The organism is Candidatus Xiphinematobacter sp. (assembly GCA_016766635.1).
In the GTDB taxonomy this organism is placed as follows: domain Bacteria; phylum Verrucomicrobiota; class Verrucomicrobiia; order Chthoniobacterales; family Xiphinematobacteraceae; genus Xiphinematobacter.
Genome location: CP068473.1, coordinates 1 through 17,256 on the forward strand (window position 1 = coordinate 1; position 17,256 = coordinate 17,256).

At 49.1% G+C, this 17,256-nt stretch carries 13 protein-coding genes and 2 pseudogenes; 6 read left to right on the forward strand and 9 right to left on the reverse strand.

Going from position 1 to position 17,256, the window contains the following annotated elements; genetic code table 11:
- Window positions 1–193: 193 nt before the first annotated feature.
- Window positions 194–826: an energy transducer TonB gene (locus tag JMM79_00005; protein ID QQY08373.1), complete on the reverse strand. Its 633-nt coding sequence runs from the start codon at window positions 824–826 to the stop codon at window positions 194–196.
- An 820-nt stretch (window positions 827–1,646) separates the two neighbouring features.
- Here JMM79_00005 and rpmI point away from each other — a divergent pair.
- From rpmI to JMM79_00025, 4 genes are all read left to right on the forward strand, one after another.
- On the forward strand, window positions 1,647–1,850 hold the full coding sequence (rpmI, locus tag JMM79_00010; protein ID QQY08374.1) for a 50S ribosomal protein L35: 204 nt from the start codon (window positions 1,647–1,649) through the stop codon (window positions 1,848–1,850).
- 134 nt (window positions 1,851–1,984) lie between these two features.
- Entirely contained in the window at window positions 1,985–2,368 is a 384-nt protein-coding gene (gene rplT, locus JMM79_00015) for a 50S ribosomal protein L20 (protein ID QQY08375.1), read from the forward strand.
- Window positions 2,369–3,376, forward strand: a complete 1,008-nt coding sequence (gene pheS, locus JMM79_00020; GenBank protein QQY08376.1) for a phenylalanine--tRNA ligase subunit alpha — start codon at window positions 2,369–2,371, stop codon at window positions 3,374–3,376. It abuts the gene before it with no gap.
- Between the two features lie 19 nt (window positions 3,377–3,395).
- Window positions 3,396–5,813 carry a phenylalanine--tRNA ligase subunit beta gene (locus tag JMM79_00025; GenBank protein ID QQY08377.1) on the forward strand — a complete coding sequence of 806 codons (2,418 nt, stop codon included), beginning with the start codon at window positions 3,396–3,398 and terminating at the stop codon, window positions 5,811–5,813.
- 921 nt (window positions 5,814–6,734) lie between these two features.
- Here the strand turns inward: JMM79_00025 and JMM79_00030 are convergent.
- On the reverse strand, window positions 6,735–7,166 hold the full coding sequence (locus JMM79_00030) for a twin-arginine translocase TatA/TatE family subunit (GenBank protein QQY08378.1): 432 nt from the start codon (window positions 7,164–7,166) through the stop codon (window positions 6,735–6,737).
- 660 nt (window positions 7,167–7,826) lie between these two features.
- On the opposite strand from JMM79_00030, the pseudogene JMM79_00035 reads away from it, so the two are divergent.
- Window positions 7,827–8,442: pseudogene (locus JMM79_00035) on the forward strand (HNH endonuclease).
- Between the two features lie 118 nt (window positions 8,443–8,560).
- Here the strand turns inward: JMM79_00035 and carA are convergent.
- From carA to JMM79_00055, 4 genes are all read right to left on the reverse strand, one after another.
- Window positions 8,561–9,733 carry a glutamine-hydrolyzing carbamoyl-phosphate synthase small subunit gene (carA, locus tag JMM79_00040; protein QQY08379.1) on the reverse strand — a complete coding sequence of 391 codons (1,173 nt, stop codon included), beginning with the start codon at window positions 9,731–9,733 and terminating at the stop codon, window positions 8,561–8,563.
- Window positions 9,712–10,734, reverse strand: a complete 1,023-nt coding sequence (locus JMM79_00045; GenBank protein QQY08380.1) for a polysaccharide deacetylase family protein — start codon at window positions 10,732–10,734, stop codon at window positions 9,712–9,714. The genes carA and JMM79_00045 overlap by 22 nt, the downstream gene beginning before the upstream one ends.
- 13 nt (window positions 10,735–10,747) lie before the next feature.
- Window positions 10,748–12,091, reverse strand: coding sequence for an adenylosuccinate lyase (locus tag JMM79_00050; protein QQY08713.1), 1,344 nt, complete (start codon window positions 12,089–12,091; stop codon window positions 10,748–10,750).
- A 167-nt stretch (window positions 12,092–12,258) separates the two neighbouring features.
- A complete protein-coding gene (locus JMM79_00055) occupies window positions 12,259–12,966 on the reverse strand; it encodes a DUF502 domain-containing protein (GenBank protein QQY08381.1) in 708 nt (235 codons plus the stop codon).
- Between the two features lie 522 nt (window positions 12,967–13,488).
- Between JMM79_00055 and hemL the strand changes: the two genes are divergently transcribed.
- Window positions 13,489–14,769 carry a glutamate-1-semialdehyde 2,1-aminomutase gene (gene hemL / locus JMM79_00060; GenBank protein QQY08382.1) on the forward strand — a complete coding sequence of 427 codons (1,281 nt, stop codon included), beginning with the start codon at window positions 13,489–13,491 and terminating at the stop codon, window positions 14,767–14,769.
- Window positions 14,770–14,814: 45 nt separating this feature from the next.
- Here the strand turns inward: hemL and thiS are convergent, their stop codons facing one another.
- From thiS to JMM79_00075, 3 genes and pseudogenes are all read right to left on the reverse strand, one after another.
- A complete protein-coding gene (gene thiS, locus JMM79_00065) occupies window positions 14,815–15,015 on the reverse strand; it encodes a sulfur carrier protein ThiS (GenBank protein QQY08383.1) in 201 nt (66 codons plus the stop codon).
- Window positions 15,012–16,135 (reverse strand): annotated as a pseudogene (locus tag JMM79_00070) (2-iminoacetate synthase ThiH). The gene thiS and the pseudogene JMM79_00070 overlap by 4 nt, the downstream one beginning before the upstream one ends.
- A 22-nt stretch (window positions 16,136–16,157) precedes the next feature.
- Window positions 16,158–17,171: a glycosyltransferase family 9 protein gene (locus JMM79_00075; protein ID QQY08384.1), complete on the reverse strand. Its 1,014-nt coding sequence runs from the start codon at window positions 17,169–17,171 to the stop codon at window positions 16,158–16,160.
- Window positions 17,172–17,256 lie beyond the last annotated feature (85 nt).

The following is a 17,256-nucleotide window of genomic DNA, read 5'->3' on the forward strand; positions in this document are numbered from 1 at the left end:
CAGGTTAAGGGTAAGGGTAGTTTGAAGGGTTTCTACGCGGATCACTGGAACACGTCATTGAGAGAAATAAGGAAGCGTAACCCAATGGGAGTTTACACAGAGGATAAGAAAATCTAGGAGATACAAGAGGGGTTTTTCTCTAGAAGAAATTCATTGCTTGTAGGGTGTATACATCTCAGAAGCTTCAAGTGCCTTAACTGCTGCACTTAAATTCAATCCGCACAGTGTATACGCCACCTACTCTGAGGCTGGCCGGTAAGGGGGCAATTTGTTTTACACGCTTGCTTGCCTCCAAAACAGAGCGATCCAGGACTGCGTTCCTGCTACCGCCTATGATTTGATAGCTAGAGATCCTCCCGTCCTGAGTAATCTGAACTTCTAGGATACAGGCAAGCTCTTGCTGTGGGCTACAAAATGAGGCTGGTGGCTGATCCCATTGACTGTAAAAACAGTCATGGATGAGCTGGTTGTATCCGACATATTTGCCCTTATAGGAGATGTATGAGTCACTGCTAACTGGCTCAGAGGGGGTGGGCTTGGGCTTAGGGGTGGGCTTGGGCTTAGAGGGGGTGGGCTTGGGCTTAGAGGGGGTGGGCTTGGGCTTAGGGGTGGGCTTGGGCTTAGAGGGGGTGGGCTTGGGCTTAGGGGGGGGGGGCTTGGGCTTAGGGGTGGGCTCTTTCTGAAGCAGGGAGCAGCCATCCAGCCATGTGACCTTTTCAATTTTTCGGGAAAAGTAAGCTTGGTTTGACAGAAAAGAGACCCCAAATAAGAGAACATGCCAGACCCCTACCCAAAAAAGTATTTTTTTAAACCTTGGATCTTCCATGGGGTACAGGAATAAATACAGTGTGGCTAGAGTACGTTGGAGGGGTGTTCCCATCGTACCCTAGAAAGTTTTTTTGCTTTTTTCGGGAAAAAAGCGGATTGTCAACCGGTATGGGGATAGTCTAACCCCCAAGTTTAGGGTTGCGAGAGGGATGCAAAGCAGATACAGTGCTGGGCCCGGTAGGGAGGTTGGTTTTTTTCTTCATATGTGACGAGGAGAGCGGACAATGGTTACCTGAGCTTCCTGGCTTGGGCTGATGGCTGGGGGTAGTGAGAGGGGGGACTGGTTAGGCGGCTACCTGTTCCATTCCTGGGGACTGAGATAATTAAGTTGGCCGCTACGAGTGGCATATTAACGGTGTAACGGTGGAGTTTTCCAGGATAGAAAGAGTTAGAAAAGCTAGTGCTCCTAGGGGGCCATTTGGGTTGTGTTGTAAGCCGGGAATGTGTTGGCCTGGCAGTAAGGGAGCCTGCCAGGTGTTCTTCTCCCGCGCTGGGGGCATACCCAATACTACCCAATACTCTGAGGGGGTCTTAGGCTACATATGGAGAATTGTATTGACACAGTGCCTCGTTTCTCCCTCTTGGGGGCTCTATAATAGAGGGAGAGCTAAAAGGAGGGTTTCCTCCTTGGTGGGGTTGAGGGTTGAAGGGGGCTGTGAGGCAGCTCCCTTGTTTCAAGGGAAAAAATTCACTGGATTTTTTGCCTACCTCCCACCTATCTTGTGCGGGATCCTTTGTTTTTAAAAAGATATGCAATGTTTTTCTGAGTTCTGTGTTGCGCAGAATCTGCCAAAAGGCTAGCCATTGCCTTAACGCCGATGTCCACTGCAAATAGTAAGACTAGGAAAGCTGTTGCCAAGAGGTTTAAGCTTACTGCTACCGGAAAGATAATGCGTGCACATGCTCGTCGCCGTCACCTCCTTGAGTGTAAATCTGCAAAACGTAAGCGCAGGCTTGCAAAGGGGATAGTAGTCCACAATTCTGATGTTTCACGGGTTAAGCGGTCTCTCCCATTTGGTTAGTTTCAGTCCCAGGACTTGTGCCCCATCAGAAGGGATGCAACATCGCGTATGGAGCCAGGTAAAGCCCAGGGTTATTTTGTTATCAGCAAAAACCAAAAGACCAGCTCCGTTAACAGTCAAAAGACGCATTTAACATGTCGAGAGCAACTAATGCACCGGCCAGCCGGCAGCGACGTAGGAGAGTTATTAGGGCTTCCAAAGGATATCGGGGACGTAGGAGCAAGTTGTTTCGCTATGCGAAAGATGCCCAGCTAAAGGCGAGGGTGTGGTCTTACCGTGACCGAAAGACGCGTAAGCGTAATTTCCGCTGTCTATGGATCCAGCGTCTCAATGCTGCGGCGCGTGCCGAAGGAATCACTTATAGTCGATTTGTTGAGGGACTCAAAGATGCTGGTATCCTGTTGGACCGTAAGACGCTTTCGGATTTGGCTATAGCAGACCCCCCGATTTTCAAGCAAGTCTTTCAAAAGGCGATGGCTGCACTGGAGGCTAAAAGGGTTTGCGCTTGTGCTGGTTAGGTGAGATCTCAAATTGAGAGAGTTCAAAAAGAGGTTCTGGAGGCAATTGCAGCAGCAGGGAGTGTTTCCACCCTGAATGGGATTCGCACTAGGGTATTTGGGGGTTCCGGGTCCTTTGCTTTGCTGAATCGATTACTAAAAGAGATACCAAAAGAGAAAAAGCCTTATTTCGGAAGGCTCCTTGGCGATCTACGTCAGACAGTAAACACATCGCTTGAGAAACGGGAAAGTTTTCTTAGGAAGGAGTGGGATCAGGCAGTAGTTAGGGAGTTAGATCTCACATTACCTGGCACCGCCTCGGAGTATGGTGCAGTTCACCCTCTTACTTGTTTGCTAAGCCGCGCTGTTGCTGTTTGCCGCCGTATGGGGTTTTCGTATGCTACCGGACCAGATATCGAAACAGAATGGCGTTGTTTCGACGCATTGAACACCCCGAGTGATCATCCAGCCAGAAACGAGAGGAACACCTTTTATCTTCGAGACGGCCGCCTTCTAAGGACTCATACTTCCACCATCCAAATAAGGACGATGGAATGTCAACCACCTCCAATACGCGTGTTCGGTTCTGGAGCAGCCTACCGACGTGATGAGGTAGATGCCACCCATTTGATGCAATTCCATCAATTAGAAGGACTATACATCTCAAGGAATGTCAGTCTCGCAAATCTTAAGGGAACAATTGTCTTTTTCTTCCGTGAGTTGTTTGGTCAGGAGGCAGAAGTTCGCTTCCGCCCCCATTTTTTTCCCTTCACTGTACCAAGCTACGAAATTGATGTCCGATCAGCGATGGTTGGAAATAGGTGGTTAGAACTGGCAGGCTGTGGGATGATAGACCCGGCTATTTTTGAAGCGGTCAGTAGCAAAAGGGGAGATCGAGTCTACAGTCCAGAGGTGGTTTCTGGGTTCGCTTTTGGGATTGGGTTGGAACGTTTAACAATGGCCCTGAACGGCATCGCTGATATTCGTATGCTTATAGAGAACGACATCCGATTTCTGTCCCAATTTTAGTTAACCGTTTTTCGTACTAGTGAAGCTTTCTTTCAATTGGCTCTTGGAGCTTGTCCACTTTTGCGGATCGGTTGTCGATCTCGAAGACCTACTGGCTCGTGCTGGTGTCCAGGTAAAGTCGATTTCAGGATGGGGGGAATCACTCAAAGATATAGTGGCAGCTCAAATTTTAGAGAAGAGGCCACATCCACAGTTGAGCCACCTAACTGTCTACCAGGTTTTAGACGGTCTGCAATTAAGGCAAGTTCTCTGTGACACGAAGAAATGCTATTGTGTGGGAGACAAGGTGCCACTGGCTCCTCCAGGGGTGACCTTACCGGGAAATGTGCGAGTTTGTGAAGACAAACTGCATGGGATAACATCACAAGGCATGTTTTGCGATGCAGGAGAGCTAGCACTGGTGCCAGGGGTAACTGGCAAGCCTTTCATCCTCCCGGAGGGGACCATAATAGGTACCAAAATTTCTGAGATTTTTCCGCCAGATTCTATCCTCGATTTAGATATTACTCCTAATCGGGGGGACTGGTTAAGTCACTTAGGGATTGCTCGTGAAGTGGCAGCATTTACCGGAGCTTCTCTAAAATGGAGTGCCACACTACCTACGACTGTGACCAAAACTAGAAGTAATTCCCTAGTGGCAGCGGAAGTCAGGAACATTGTGGGGTGTGAGTTTTACTCACTCAGAAGAATTCAAGGAATACGAGTAGCGGCAAGTCCTCTTTGGTTAAGAGCCAAGCTGGAGTCTGTAGGTGTCTGTTCTGTCAACAACATAGTGGATATAACGAACTACGTGACGCTGCTAATGGGTCAGCCTTTATATGCCTTTGACGCAGCGCAAGTGTGCGGAGATATTCTTGTGCGTTTGGCACATGAAGGAGAAAGGTTCCTAGACCTAGGCGGACAAGAATATTCCCTTACATCAGGCGATATGGTGATTGCGGATGAGAAGGGTCCAATAGCCCTGGCCGGAATAGTAGGAGGAGGTGGTTTTGGGATCTCAACAAATACGACGGAGATTTTGTTGGAAAGTGCGGCATTTCATCCAGGGAAAATACGGCGCACTTCCTGTCGCACTGGACTTTCCAGCAATTACAGCTATCGCTTTGAGCGTGGGGTGGACACCACTGCCATTGTACCTGCCTCAGAACTTGCCAAAGAGTGGATATGTAAGATTGCCGGTGGGAGAGTGAAGACTCCAATGGTAGTCGACGGGGCGCCCCTAGCAGCTACACGGGTGACAATCCATCACGGTCGAGCTGCTCGTTTGTTGGGTATGGACCTAAATCCCACCAAAATTAGCCGCTCTCTGGAAAGGGGATGGTTCACCTTACTGGATCTTTCTCAAGAATCTTCTTCCTGGAAAGTGCCTGACTTTCGAAGGGATTTAACTCGAGAGGTGGATCTTATTGGGGAAGTGATGCGTCTGATTGGCATTGAAGCAATCAATGAGGCAAGGTTTGCTGAACCCTCTCCTTCTACTCAGGAAGATGCGGTCTTAGATTTTTACTCCACCCTACATCAGCGTCTTGTCGCTCAAGGCTTCTTTGAAGTTCGTACGCACACACTCGTGTCAGATAGCCTTTTTCATAACCTAATCTCTGAGTCGGAAGCTATTCGTTTAAGAAATCCCCATGGAGAAGATCAGGCCCTTCTCCGTCCAGGGTTGGTCCCCGCACTACTTCCTGCAGTGCAAAAAAATCTCAGCCATGGTCAACAGACAGTGCGGCTCTATGAAATAGGGAAAGTTTTTCGTCGGGGAGCTAAAGAGGGAGCTTCCAGCTTGGGGATAGCAATGGCGGGAGTTTCCACTTCTCCCTCCTGGCGAGGTAGAAAATCACGCCTGCTAGATCTTTACGACCTGAAGGGGATTGTACAATCTCTGACAAGAGAACGCCTACGTTTTGTTCTTTCTACTACTGCCATTTCCACACAGATCCCCGCTACTCCTCTTTCTCTAGAGGAGAATCTCTGCCTCTACGTTCTGGAAGAATCTGGTGAAACTATTGGAGTTGTAGGTCAGCTGTTGCCCTATTGGTCTAGGAAGTTAGGGATACCAGAAGGGATACTGGTTGCTGAGTTGTGGCTTGAACCCCTCCAAAAGGGATTTGCCACGGTCAGAAAAATTTCTGCGATTCCACGATATCCAGCAATAGTGCGCGATCTTGCTATCCTTCTCCCGAAGAAATTTTCATACGAAAGTGTCCTGGAAACGTTGCTTTCAGCAGGAGAACCTTTCCTGTGCTCTGTCATGCCATTTGACGTTTTTGTGGATCCTACTGGGATCAAACTACCAATCCACTGGAGGTCGATTGGGGTTTCTTTAGTATTCCGCTCAGAAGAGCGTACACTTACCAAACAAGAGGCAGTGATTTCAGAAAAGCGTTTGAAGCAGAGGCTTGCAAGCCGTTTAGGTGCGAGATTTCGTTCCTCCCCTTGAGGGGATGGAACAAGGGAAATGAGGATATATAAAGGACGGTGGTCACTGGCAAGATTCCAACGCGGATGGTGGCAAATCCCTACCTCGACGATCTCTGGAACAATTCCTTGCGCAGCGAGCAGATAATCGAGCCTGGAGTAGATGTCTTCCCTTACAAAATAGTGGGTCCACCGTTCCCCGCGTTTGTCAGAGGGGGCAAGATCGAGAAGGGTAGTATGTGGTAAGTCCGGAAGCAGAACTACTTTGTTAGGAATTATTTTTTTCAGGAGGATGGTTTTTAGAGCGAGGGAAGCAGGACAGTCATTAAAATCGCCAATAACCAAAAGATTGGTCTCAGGGGAGCGCTGTAGGATGCCTGCAACGTGCGCGGCGAGCGCCTGTGCCTCTGCAAATCGCACACGATGCGATTGTCTTACTGGGGCTCTTCGGGATTTTAGATGGACCCCTACCACACGGAGGGTATAAGATCCCAACCGAAAAGTGACGTCCATAATGCCTCTTTTGATGAAATGATTAGGGAGGGGGGTCGTGACGAATCGAACGGAGTCATCTTGTGCGAGGGGGAAGCGACTAAGTAGAGCAAGGTGCCGGAGTGGATCCACAGAATTGATCCAAATAGTGTATGGTAAGGAAAGGCCTGCGTCCCTCAGCTGCCTCTGGAGGAAGAGGAGGTCTTGCTGAGTTCCCATTTCGGTAAGGAAAAGGATGTCTGGCTGTAATTCTCTGAGAATATCTTTTATTGCAGAGAGTGAAGTTGGAGACTTGGCAGGCAAATTTCCAACTCCTTGGACGGAATAGTTATTCAGATTGTAAGCTACCAGCTTACAAGTGGCAGGTGACACCCAGTCACAATAGGACCAGGACCATCCGGGGGAAGACCGCCAGGTATCTGCGAGTAATAGGAGCAGACAGGCTAGCGTTTTACCGGGTGCTGCAATCCTTTGGAGGTGGCATTGAGAGCGACGAGGGCGCTGCCGAAGGGGGAGGCGGCGACACTGCTCCGGGAGGCTGTCGTTGTGGCAGTGGACCTGGAGTGCCTTGAGCTTGGTCCAGAGATGGCTGAGAATATAGCCGAGAAGAGGACTCTTCACCTGCCGATCCATCATGAAATTCTTTTTCAAGCTCATCTCTTGCTTTTCGAAACTCACCAAGGCTTCTCCCTAGTGCCCGCGCAAATTCCGGTAGTCGCTTGGCCCCAAATATGATAAGAGCGACGGCTAGGATAACCAGCAATTCCTGCAGGGAAGGAGCACTCCAGCCTAGGAGTAGGGGTTGTTTATACACGGGGAGAGAAAACCATCGGCACACGGTCGGTCTTGTGATTGTGAGAGGAGTGAAAATTGGCGTGGCCATTTATTTACGTGGGCTTTGTGTGGGCTAATGGTATTTTGGTATTTATTTCCTTGGTCCTAACAAACCTTCTAAAGCCTCCCGCAGCTGCTACGTAACGCTACACTGGTAGCATGTGGCGAAGACTCTTACAAGAGAACCTTCGTCAGTCTTCCTTATTTTCTAAGGAGCGTGATGCTCCCTCTACGTATCCTCTAAACAGCTACTTCTCTATTATGCCACCCATTGCTTATTCCAATCCCCCCCTAGAGACACCTATAGTTTCATGCGGGCGACGTTGTAAGGGGCATTTAAGCAGGTGCAATCCCCCTATAAACCTCTTACTGTCACCACTACGCAGATCCCAGGGCTTCTCTTGGCAGAATTATTTGGGTTAGTCCCAGAAGGTAGAAGGTCACACTGTGTCATCAGTCCTATAACATGCCAACCGCGTAACACATCCAGCTAGGAAGAGTTATGAAAGGGAGAAGGCTCTTTTAAGGTAGGTAGAAAATCTCTTTCCCTTTAGAGAGGCAAGATACAAAGAGTGTATTTCCTGCTAAAAAAGTGACGCCTGACGGAAGGGGAGGATGCGCCACCTCTTTTAGGATAGGGGTGGCCTGGTTCTCTGCATCTCCGCGTGGCAGCTTGCAAAAAAGTCCCGTCCAGAAAGGTGGAAACTTAATGTTGGAATCCCCGCTTAACAGTTCTGTACTGGTGTTGAACCGCCTATGGCAGGCGGTGAACACTTGCAGTGCCCGTAGAGCCTTCTCCCTCTTATACCAAGGATACGTTCGAGCTGTCTCGTCAGATAGGCGGAAAAACTTTCTGACCCATGATTTCCAGAGTTGGAGGGACTTCTCTAGGGAAAACCCTAAACCGAGAATGGTGCACACTGTTTCACTGAAAATTCTAATTCCGAGTATCGTGGTACTGCTCCTGTTTGATAAGTTCCCCAGGAGGGAAGTAAAACTCACACGCCGCAGTGTTTTTGAGCGGGACAAAAAACAGATGCCAGTACTGCGGAAAGATATTCCGCCATGCTAACCTTAGTCTAGATCACGTCTTACCAAGGGACAGGGGAGGAAGAACTACCTGGGAAAATGTGGTTTGCTGCTGTATCTCCTGCAATACTAGAAAGGGAAATCGGCTACCTCACGAGGCGAGGATGCAGCTCACACGTAAGCCAAGATGCCCCAAGTGGATTCCATCCAATAATGTGTCATCCCCAATAGAACATCCCAAAAATTGGCAGCATTTTGTGAACCTTACCGATTGGAACGTCGAATTGAGCGGTTGACGGCCTTGGATATACGGAAAGCGAAAACCTTTTTTTCTCGTGCGCTCCATATTTACCTATTTACCTATCACCGTCCAGTAAACGCCCTATAGGCCAGGAGGGTTGGAGGCACGCATTCTCACGTAGATTTGGCTTGTGCAACCAGGTTAAAAAATTGTTGAAACAAGTTGCAACTTTCGTGGGGACCTGGCGATGCCTCCGGATGATACTGTACACTGAAAATTGGGTATTCCTTATGACGCAACCCAGCAACAGAATCGTCATTTAAATTAATATGCGTGATCTCCACACAGTCAGGAAGAGAGTCAGGCGCAATGGTGAAACCATGGTTTTGCGAGGTAATAAAAACTCGTCCGGTCCGAAGATCTTTCACAGGTTGATTGGATCCCCTGTGACCGAATCTCAACTTAAGTGTGTTACCACCAAAGGCGAGTCCCAAAATTTGGTGGCCGAGACAAATACCGAAAATAGGCACGTGGTGAATAAGTCTACGGACGTTTTCTCTAATATGGTCAAGTGTGGCAGGATCCCCTGGCCCGTTGGAAAGTAGAACTCCCTCCGGCTGAAGGGCAAGGGCTTCTTCAGCTGGCATTTTAGCAGGCACTACATGCACTAAGAACCCCACCTGGCGTAGAGAGCGTAGGATGTTACGCTTCATTCCAAAGTCATAGGCAACGATGTGGTGCCGCGCTTTCGGGAGGAGGGAAATGCCATCTCCCCGGGAGATAGTTCTTGTTCCTCCAGTTGAGTGGATTTGTCCCCACTGACAACTCAAAGTTCCGTCTACATCCCAGTCATAAGGCTGGGATGTAGTGACTTCCTTCACAAGATCCTCCCTCTCTTCACAATTCCTTGCGCAGAGCACGGCTTCAACCCCGTCGCCAATTTCACTGGTCAGGCAGGCTTTCATGGTACCATGAGTACGTAGATGGCGTGTCAAAGCACGTGTATCAATCCCAGCTATGCCAGGAATATGGCATTGAGTAAGATAGGTCTGCAGACTGGCTTCAGACCGCCAGTTGCTAGCAATTGGACTTAACTCCTCGATGACAAACCCGCGTATACGTGGAGTGTCGCTTTCTAAATCCAAGGCATTAACGCCGCAGTTGCCAATTTCTGGATACGTCATTGCTACAATCTGACCGCAGTAAGAGGGATCGCTTAAAATCTCTTGGTAGCCTGTCATAGATGTGTTGAAGCAGATCTCACCTATCACGGTTCTGTGGGCTCCGAACGCCTCGCCACGGAATACACGGCCATCTTCTAGTGCTAAGAGCGCCTTCTTCTGCATGGTAGGGTCGGCGGTTGTAGTGGAAGAACGAGGGGAGTGGGTTTCATGGCTCTTGCTACTAGTGGCTCTCCTCCTAAACTGCTTTCCCGTTTACGGGTCCAGTAACAAGAACCGCTTGGAGGAACTATCTCTGTTCCCTGCTTATCTCTAAAAATGCGAATGGCGTTCCTAAAAGTGCCAGGCTGGGAAGAGTAAATAATAAATCTTCCTAGAGAACCTGGTGGGGAACTTAAATGGACTGAAATCGGGTTGACAGTGAACATGGCCTCATAACCCTTTCTGAGTCCGGCTTGCACAATGTTTATATCATGGCTTCCATAGGGATACGCGAAGGTAGTAACTGGAACACCAAGATGGTACTCTAAGACCTTTTTGGATTCTTCCAACTCATTGGAAAGCCACGATTGATAATCACACCCACCCAATGTACGCGGGCGCGACATGTTGTCGTGGGAAACACTATGGCTTCCAAATTCCATCCCAGCATCCCGCATTTCCTGTAACTGTTTCCAGCTAAGCGATTTGCCTCCTACATTTACATATTTGGTGTAGAGGTAAAGAGTAACAGGATAGCCAAACTCCCTTAAAATAGGCCAGGCTACATTATAGCTAGACATGTAACCATCATCGATAGTAATTAACGCGCTTTTTGGGGGAATCTCCCTTTCCCCTCGTCTCCAGGCAAGAAAATCCCGCATAGAAATGACGGTAATTCCCTCGTCCTTGAGGAACTGCATTTGCTCTCTAAAAACTTTGGGCTGAATGGCAAGGGTATCTTTAGGGCAAGACCCGAATCGGTGATAGCCCAGGACGATTACCTCTACGTTCTGCTTGGTAGATCCAGCTTCTGGAGAGGCTTGCAATCGTTGCGGCAAATCAAGTCTAACCTGCACAGGTAGGTGCTGCGCCAGAATGGATCCCACCTGAATAAAGGAGAGCGGCAAAACCAAAAACTTCTTGGTGCCATCAAGTATGCCACATGAGATCTGTGGGGCATTCATTCTTTTTGTTTAGTCAGGTTGCAGTATGGCAGGAACGTTTGTGATTCAGCAAGAGCTGGTCGATTCCGAGGGCCCTTATCCTACCTTCGATCTTCTTAGTATGATGTTCAAGGGAGCAGGCAGCAGTAATTGCTTCCTCGGTCAGCAGACTGCAAATAACGGGCTCTTCCAGAAGACTTTTCTGGAAAGAGATGGTCTCTTCTCTCCAAGTCCGTGTGGCCGCGCGTTGTACTATTTCGTAGGCAGCTTTCCTCTCTAATCCCTTGTCTATTAACAAGAGAAGTATAGACTGGCTTGCATAGAGTCCGCGAGTTAGCAACAAATTACGTTGCATTTTCTCTGGATGTACCTGGAGAGTGGAAACGAGCCTACAGAGGGTGACGAGCATATAGTCTAGGAGCATACAGGAGTCCGGGAGGATAATGCGCTCAACGCTACTGTGGCTAATGTCCCTCTCATGCCAGAGAGCTACGTTTTCTAGTGCTGCAACCGCGTATCCACGGATAATTCTAGCAAGGCCACTTAGCCGCTCGCTAGTAATGGGATTTCGTTTGTGAGGCATGGCAGAACTGCCTTTCTGCCCATCACAAAAGAGTTCCTCTACTTCTGAAACTTCAGTGCGTTGAAGATGGCGGAACTCCGTAGCCCAACGATCAATGCTAGAGGCAATGACAGCCAACACACACAAAAATTCTGCATGGCGGTCCCGCTGTACGATTTGGGTAGAAAGCAAAGCAGGCTTTAAACCCAGCTGCCTGCAGACAAATTTTTCTACAGCAGGATCTAGATGCACATAAGTACCAACGGCCCCGCTAATTTTTCCTATACGAATTCTCTCCTTGGCCTGTCTTAGACGTTCTTCTGCACGGACAAACTCATCGAACAAAAGCGCCATTTTCAGGCCAAGAGTAATAGGTTCTGCATGTATTCCATGACTCCTACCAATCATTGGAGTCAGACAGTATTTTTTGGCCATTCTTGCAGCAGCAACCTGGAGAGCGCGGAGATCTTTCAGGAGAATGTCTGCAGACTTTGTCATTTGAAAGGCCAAGCTAGTATCCAGAATATCCGAAGAGGTTAAGCCATAGTGTATCCATCGAGCAGCAGGACCTACATACGCAGACACGTTTTCCAGGAAAGAGATGATCTCATGATGAGTACGTGCCTCAATTTCGCGAACTGTTTTGACGTCGAATGTTGCCAGTTCCCTGATAGTTATCGCATCTTCTGCCGGAATATGCCCCAGCTGTGCCATAGCTTCACACACAAGAACTTCGACCTCTAGCCAGATTTCCAACTTACGTTGTTCTGTCCAAAGAGCGCGCATCTCCGGCAGAGAATACCGTGACGAAGTCATTCTTTGGTAATCTGCGGGTGCCATCGGCGGTCTATCGCAAAGATCAACCCCCCGTTCCAGCCTTTGTGTAGACACCGCACCCCCCCTCTATCTTGGCAGTGAGAGAACCAGCCCGTAATGCCATTGTAACTTATGGCGATCCGTATGTGCACTTGTTTAGGTAGAGTTCAAGTAGATGAGATAGATGGGACGCTTGGCCCCTTCTTTCCATAGACTTCCCCGTTGGGACTATGATGAACTCCCAATGAGGCAGGAAAGGGCTTTGCGGGGGACACAAGCCCTGCGGAAACTACGGCCTTGGTAGCCTGTTCCAGGGTGAGACTGCTCTCAATAACGCGCGAGCTTTCAATAAAAACCATATATCCAGTAAATGGATTTGGAGTGGTAGGTAGGAAGACAGCGGTCATCTCGTAACCCAATGTTTCGTCGTAGAGAGTGCCTGTCACAAATCCGATCAGATAGCAACCGGAACTAGGGTATGGTACATAGGCAACGCGCTTAAAATTGGAACTCATCTTGATATTGCGTACCGATTCAATGGCCTGCTTGACTCCTCCGTAGAGATGAGCTACCACGGGGATCTTTAGGATAATAGCCTCAAATTTTTCTATAATGTTTCTCCCAATAACATTCGTTGCCATAAAACCCAACCCAAGGATGAGCAGTAGCGTGGTGACGACTCCAACACCAGGAAAATGGACGCCAAGGGAGTGGAATATCGGGGAAGAAAAGTTGTTGATTGTACTGTAGGCAATCTTTAGGACTGTTAGAGTAACAACCAACGGGACGGAAATGAGGATTCCCGCGATCAGCTTGTTGCGGAAATGCTTAATCCGGTGAGGGGCGGAATTAGTGATGGAACTAAGATTTTGCACGGATCCCCTCCCATACTGCACAATTGGGTGGAGTTTTGCAAATGGGTAGTAGAGGACCGGCCCTATCCCTTCATCCTTTCCTCTCCTTCAGACTCTTGCTTCCCAGGTGCACACCCCCGCCTACTAATACAATAGGGTGGGGGCACGAATTGCACATTGCTCCTTCCTGAAAAGTCCTGACAGGAGCCCGCACTCTAACATAAAGGGCAAGGCAGGACTGGGCACAAGCACGGAGCAACACTGATACTTATTGCATAATGTTCTATAAATGAGCAATCGTCCGGGTCCGTGTTGATTTTTTAGGGGCATGGTGTAGTTTTTGTGTGCAATCTTACCGCTCCCTCAGCATGTTGCTTTCCCCGTATATCGGTTTGGCTTGGAAGCCCGAAGTTGCCCTTCGCCCTTATCTTTACGGGGTTCCCGCGGTGGTTGGGTCGATCCGGGGAAGCGACTTAAGTAGCTGGTTTTTCAACAACTGCTAGGTATCCTCTACGAACTTGTTGTCTCACCTTGTCTTACCCCATGTTGCGATCTGTACGGCTATTCTCAAAATCTAAAGCTTTGATACCAGGTGGAGTCAACTCGCCAGTTAGAGCTTTTAGGGCAGTCGGAGGACAGCCGTTCTTTGTAAAGCACGCACAAGGGTCGCGTCTTACTGATGTAGACGGAACAGAATATATTGATTACGTTTGCACCTGGGGTCCGGCCATCTTGGGGCATAGCCATATGGCCATTGTTGACGCCATTTATGCGGCTGCGCAAAATGGCATCAGCTTCGGTGTACCTACTGCTCTAGAGGTAGAGATGGCCCAAACCATACGAAGCATGGTCCCATCTATCGGAAAAGTGCGCATGGTTAGTAGCGGAACTGAGGCAACCATGAGTTGTATTCGACTCGCTAGAGGTTTTACCAAAAGGGACATAGTAGTTAAATTTGCGGGCTGCTACCATGGACATGTGGATTCCCTCCTTGTCAAGGCGGGAAGTGGAGCACTGACCCACGGGCAGCCTGACAGCGCGGGAATACCCCAGGCCCTCGCTGAATTGACGAGAGTGCTACCCTTTAACAACCCTGACGCCGTCAGGGAAACTTTCCGAAGGGAGGGACTTGCCATTGCAGCAGTAATCCTAGAGCCTGTTCCAGCCAATGCCGGCCTTTACTTACCACTTCCAGGCTTCCTAGAAGAGCTAAGACATCTCTGTGACCACTATGGGGCGTTGCTTATCTTCGATGAAGTCATGACTGGATTTCGCCTTGCTCCAGGGGGAGCACAGGAGATTTTTGGTGTTCGTCCAGATCTTACGGCCCTAGGGAAAGTTATCGGCGGCGGCCTCCCAGTAGGTGCATTTGGGGGGCGCGCCGACATTATGGATCACCTTTCTCCAGATGGCCCGGTCTATCAGGCTGGCACGCTTTCGGGAAACCCAATTTCCTTGACAGCTGGCCTTACGCAACTTCGAGAACTCCAGAGAATCGATGGCTGGAAACAATTGGAAGAAACAGGATACAATCTTGAAGGGGCGGTCCTGGAGTGTATCCGAGGAAAGCCTCTTTCCTTCCGCCGTATCGGATCGATGTTTTGTCTTTATTTTACTCCTCATTCCGTTTGCAATCTTTCCGATGCACAGAGGAGCGATCTCACCTCTTTTGGAAAGTTTTTTCAGGCATGCCTACGTTGCGGGGTCTACCTTCCTCCTTCCCAATTTGAGGCTAGTTTTCTCTCTACGGAACATTCTTCAGAAGATATCCAGTATACTGTCAAGGTTATGACAAACGCCCTTCAAGCGGTTGGCATACGTTAGCTCTCAGTTTTCGGAAGTCTTCTTCTTTTTTCTCCACAGTCACTCTTATCTGCCTGCAGTGAGATAGAGCAATTCAAGATGATCTCCCGGCCGTATCGGCATGGTAGACCATTCCGCGCGGTGCAATGCCTTCCCATTGTGCTCTACTAATGTGATAGGAGAGACTTCCAATTCCTTCATCAGTTCTTCTACCGTAGAAGCATTGACATTTTTTAGCTCTTCGCCGTTTATCCAGATAGTACTCATATCTCGGAAGAAATCACAGCTTCCCAGTCTTTCCAGACGGGATCCAGGCCGAGCTCGATAAGGCGTTTGGAAACCTCGTCAGGGGAACGGCTGTCGGCAATGGAAAATTATTCCGTTGCGGAGTGTCCTCCGGTAGAATATCCAGCGATAATACCACGTGAGACGCTTCGATGTAAGCGAGCAGCACCCTGGCCAGTGTAACCCCAGGTTCTGTGTGACTGCCGGCACTCATGTGAGTAACACCTAGTAAGGCGAGAACATCACGGAGCCGAGGGCATTCCCTGGTATTTAGAACAATGCCAATACATGGGAAGGTAATCCGGAACGCACAAAGGAGTTGAATGAGTTCTTGATTGGAAATCGGATATGGCGGGGAAAAATCCCCCTGTTGCCGGGCGTAATCTAGGAAAGCTCAGTGTCAGTTGAGCCTTCCAACAAAAACGAAGCAGATATTCAATGTGTAATGCTAGGGCAATAGCCTCCTCCCGCCATTTCCACAGCCCATAAAGGGCTCCCAACCCAAGCTGATGGGGAACCCCCCAGCGTAGGCACGTTCCAGACCATCTAGCCGCCACTCAAAGTTCTTTTTGGGCCAAAGCCGATGCACCTGTGCGTAACTGGGTTGGTGATACATTTCTTGGTAAAGGACAAGACCCTCTGCTCCTGCACGAGTCATTTTCTGGTATTCAGAAATTTCCATGGGTGCTACCTCCAAAGAAATGGAGGGAATTTCAGTAGCAAGGAGACGTATACAACGTTCCAAGTATTTATGAGAGACGAATTTAGGATGTTCGCCAGCAACTAGAAGGAGGTTACGAAATCCTTGCGCAGCAAGGTGACGGGCCTCCCTAGCTACCTCGTCAATTTCCAAGGTGGTGCGTAGGATGGCATTCTCCCGGGCAAAACCAACAGTATGCGCAGGAATTGATACACTCACTGGAGAGATAGATTGGAGCAAACATGCGCATAGTCTTGCCAAAGTGGTGGCGAGTTAGAATGGCGGAACGTTTTTAAGCAACTGCATCCTATGATGGTCTATCGGGGCAAGTAGACCTATAAACCGCCTGAGCAGTGGGGAGGGGTGAGATAAAACGTAACTGTAGAGGTTGGAAAATCCCATGGAATCAAAAACGCATAAACCCCTACGGACGCTCTAGTCTCTTTTTAAGCCACGAGGCAACATAATCCATATCGGATTTTCCCAATTGCTTTTGGGGAAGGATCCTTGCATGAGGAGAGAGATTCTGTCTCCGAATCTCCCCTCCCTGCCAAATCCACGCACGTGGAGAGTAGGGTCCTACCATTCGCGGATCACTCCTGATGTGTAAAGAGAGCAGCCGATCTCCCCTAGCTGCCGCTACCACATGAGCAGGCCCACTGTCTACTGACACCACAAACTCGGCGTGTGAGCATAGCCAAATCATTTCTAAAAGGGAAGTCTTATTAAGAAGTGAGATACAGTGTGATGGCAAGCGGGGAGAGAGTTCTCCAATACCAGCAATAAGAACAGGAAGAGAATCAAAGTGTTCACAGAATTGGAGAATAGCTGATTCGCTAAGGGACTTTCCCTCTCCACGAGCAAAGGGATGGAGAAGGATCCAATTGGAAGCAGTAGGTAAGCCTGTCGGAGGATAACCAGAGGGGAGTGGAAATTCCGGGCAGATTGGATTAGGTAAGCCAAGAGCGGAGAGGACACTCAAATAGCGGTCTACAGCATGGAGGGTCTTTGCATCGGAAAACTTGGTATGATGATAAAAAAGGCGTGCTGCCTCGCGAGAACCTGGCAGTCCAAAAATATGCTTGGCTCGACTACACCTTGCAATGATGGCACTACGCAACAAGCCTTGGAGGTCCAAACAAATCTCCGGAGGCTTACGCCGTAGAAGACCAGCCGCCCATTCCATAGCATGCAGCGCACTCCTCCAGCCTCGCAAGCGTGTCCTAGGGAATAGAATTTGATGGCTTACGGAAGTATTGCCATCCAAAAGGGTTGCCCAACGGGGATCGATCACCCAGGAGATCTGTGCGTGCGGCCATTGTGCACGAATAGCGGATGCACAAGGCAAAGCATGGACAATATCTCCCAGGGATCCCGGCTTGACAATCCAAATGGAGATGGGAGGAAGTGCCCGAATCTGGCCTTTCTTTAGAAGCAAGAGAAAAAAATTAAAGCAAGCGGCAGAGCAGAAAAGGCCGGGACAGGAAAGAACACTGCCTCTTATCGGTCCCTTTTAATCGGCG

Coding starts and splice junctions, on each gene's coding strand:
- JMM79_00005 (QQY08373.1), bottom strand. CDS start 826: ATGGAAGATCCAAGGTTTAAAAAAATACTTTTTTGGGTAGGGGTCTGG.
- rpmI (QQY08374.1), top strand. CDS start 1,647: ATGTCCACTGCAAATAGTAAGACTAGGAAAGCTGTTGCCAAGAGGTTT.
- rplT (QQY08375.1), top strand. CDS start 1,985: ATGTCGAGAGCAACTAATGCACCGGCCAGCCGGCAGCGACGTAGGAGA.
- JMM79_00030 (QQY08378.1), bottom strand. CDS start 7,166: ATGGCCACGCCAATTTTCACTCCTCTCACAATCACAAGACCGACCGTG.
- carA (QQY08379.1), bottom strand. CDS start 9,733: ATGCAGAAGAAGGCGCTCTTAGCACTAGAAGATGGCCGTGTATTCCGT.
- JMM79_00045 (QQY08380.1), bottom strand. CDS start 10,734: ATGAATGCCCCACAGATCTCATGTGGCATACTTGATGGCACCAAGAAG.
- JMM79_00050 (QQY08713.1), bottom strand. CDS start 12,091: ATGACTTCGTCACGGTATTCTCTGCCGGAGATGCGCGCTCTTTGGACA.
- hemL (QQY08382.1), top strand. CDS start 13,489: ATGTTGCGATCTGTACGGCTATTCTCAAAATCTAAAGCTTTGATACCA.
- thiS (QQY08383.1), bottom strand. CDS start 15,015: ATGAGTACTATCTGGATAAACGGCGAAGAGCTAAAAAATGTCAATGCT.